The organism is Nitrosomonas sp. Nm51 (genome assembly GCF_900111165.1).
Taxonomy (GTDB): domain Bacteria; phylum Pseudomonadota; class Gammaproteobacteria; order Burkholderiales; family Nitrosomonadaceae; genus Nitrosomonas.
Genome location: NZ_FOGH01000125.1, coordinates 1 through 1,240, shown reverse-complemented (window position 1 = coordinate 1,240; position 1,240 = coordinate 1). Strand labels below are relative to the sequence as shown.

Here is a 1,240-nt window from a genome sequence, read left to right as displayed (position 1 = left end):
GTTTAACCCGCCCGCGCCGAGCGGGTTTTTTATCTGGAAGCGGACATTCTTTTTCTGCCTGTTGCAACAGTGTCCGATAATGCGCCGTATAGTGTCCGGCTTGTTCTGGAGCGAGTGAGCCGCCCTGTGCTTTAACATCTGTCAGGATGTTATCGAGCAGTCCCTGTACTTGTTTCGCCCATTACTGGTTGTCCTGTTCATAGGGACGTTCCAGTTCCGTTGATGGTGTGTATTACACAGCGCGTGCAAGCAGGCGTCGGTACCACGTTTGGCATGCGCATAAAATAATGTCCAGCGCTGATTCGAAAGACGGTGCAGCCAATGTTTCTTGCCATCGATATTGATGCCCGCGTCATCGGCATGCAACAATGGCGATGCTAGAAAGTTTGCTGACTGGTTTCTCTTCAAATTGTTCCAGTAAGGCAAAAGCCCGTTGGTTGAAGTTATAGATCGAACCGGCGCCGATGGGCAGATGCAACTGGTCCTGGAAGTATTCCTGCACCCGCTGATAAGGAATCAGCTGATATTGCGACAAATAGACGGCGTGGGCCTTAACACCATTGCCATACTGCACTGTCTTGGCTACATGATCCGGAAACGGTGCCACAAACCGTTGACCGTTTTCATTAACCATATTTCTGCCCGATATTCGGTTGCCATGCGGCTGATATCAATATCGAACACTCGGCACCGATCGAACCCCGCTTCCCGGTAGCGGCCCGGCGGCAAAATTGAACGATCAAACGCTAATACCTTGATTTCATCAGGATCGTCAACTTGTCGCAAAGTGGTGCCAACACGCCAGGCTGGCCACCTGCCTTGCGGCCGCTCTGTCCGGCCCGTTTCTCGCCAGCGCGATTCTTGTCTGATGACGGCGGCTTGCTGCTGTTGCAACTGTTAAGGCCTAAACGATTCGCCAGCAATTGAACAACCACTAGCAGCACTTCCAGTGTTGAGCACATGCAGATGATATGCCTTGCTCCTTCGCCAGGAGTTCCCGCACCTTTTTTACCGTCGCTTCAACATCAATGCCATCAACCGTCAATTTGTTGCCCCAGTAACTGCAGGGTAAATTTATTCTGATAACTTCTGCATTAAAAAACATGTTGTTAAATGCATTTCTGGTTGTAAGGAAAAGTTGAGTCACATGTGACAAAAAATACTCTTATAATCAATAAAGTGAGATACGGTGATCAACTGAAATGCTGAATTCTTCGGCTTTTTCGGAACAGAACAAATT

Annotated in this window: 2 protein-coding genes; both read right to left on the bottom strand. The window is 49.0% G+C overall.

Annotated elements, in window-relative coordinates; all coding sequences use genetic code 11:
- Nucleotides 1-352 precede the first annotated feature (352 nt).
- A complete protein-coding gene (locus BMY60_RS15120) occupies nt 353-634 on the bottom strand; it encodes a transposase (protein WP_143057501.1) in 282 nt (93 codons plus the stop codon).
- A gap of 112 nt (nt 635-746) precedes the next feature.
- On the bottom strand, nt 747-962 hold the full coding sequence (locus tag BMY60_RS16810; RefSeq protein WP_371264227.1) for a DUF6444 domain-containing protein: 216 nt from the start codon (nt 960-962) through the stop codon (nt 747-749).
- Nucleotides 963-1,240: the final 278 nt, after the last annotated feature.